The organism is Chryseobacterium phosphatilyticum, from assembly GCF_002899825.2.
In the GTDB taxonomy this organism is placed as follows: domain Bacteria; phylum Bacteroidota; class Bacteroidia; order Flavobacteriales; family Weeksellaceae; genus Chryseobacterium; species Chryseobacterium phosphatilyticum.
Genome location: NZ_PPED02000025.1, coordinates 1 through 792 on the forward strand (window position 1 = coordinate 1; position 792 = coordinate 792).

The 792-nt window shown below is 58.5% G+C and carries 2 protein-coding genes; both read right to left on the minus strand.

What is annotated here, in order from left to right:
- Positions 1-293: 293 nt before the first annotated feature.
- The gene (locus C1631_RS25250; protein WP_109714474.1) at positions 294-518 is read right to left on the minus strand and encodes a GDCCVxC domain-containing (seleno)protein; all 225 of its coding nucleotides are present in this window, start codon (positions 516-518) and stop codon (positions 294-296) included.
- Positions 515-792: mercury transporter MerT (locus C1631_RS25255; protein WP_109714476.1), on the minus strand; the 278-nt coding region annotated here is incomplete at its 5' end. The genes C1631_RS25255 and C1631_RS25250, both read right to left, overlap by 4 nt.

A 792-nucleotide genomic window follows, 5' to 3' on the forward strand; every position in this document is an offset into this window, starting at 1 on the left:
CATCGGAGATGATCGCGATCACGGTTCAGCAAGAATTTCCATGAACGTCCAACAGTATTATTCCTCGACATAAATCCACACCAGAAGCCAAAATAAAAGCGGCCAGTCGCTTGGTCTCGACTGGCCGCATAAAGTCCCGGTGGTGTGGATTGGTTGGGACGAAATCTATCGCATAATTGTCACCATCTCTAATCGGTACACCACCGAACTCCGGTGCGACCAAGCAGGAGTTGAAGTATTTAGGTTACAGAAGTGGTACGTCTGTTGTCCATATTTCTGATGAGAATCCGAAATCAAGTTCCGCAGCAAGAAGAAGGCTCGCCGCGTTCTTGGGCTTCCTGAATGGGGGGGCACGGAACATCGCCATACGAGCAGTACACGCAGCAGTCGCCCGCCTTCGGGCGAAGCAGGGTGCCGCAGCCGGTGCACTCGTAAAAGAACTGGCAAGCGTCGGTCGGCATCGTCTCCGACGCACGGTGTCCGCAGTGCGGACAGGTCAGAACCGAAGTCAGCTTCATCGGGCGCTCCGTAGCATCTTGATCAGGGTAGGTTCGAAGTAGCCCCCGGCCGCAGCAGCGGCGATGAGGATCGTGGCGAGGCTGAGAAGCACCATGACTGCCGGTGACCGACGTGGAGCGGTGCACGACCCGTCTGTTCCGCAAGCAGCCTGCCGCCGACGCGCGTAGAAGAACCAGCCGACAACCACGGCCAGGACACTGGCAGCCATCAGTGGGACACGAAGCGGGGCGAGCACGCCGAGCACCGTGAAGACCCCGGCACTGGCTCCGAGCC

What these genes read in the sequence shown, in the direction of transcription:
- C1631_RS25250 (WP_109714474.1), bottom strand. Translation starts at nt 518, where the DNA reads ATGAAGCTGACTTCGGTTCTGACCTGTCCGCACTGCGGACACCGTGCG.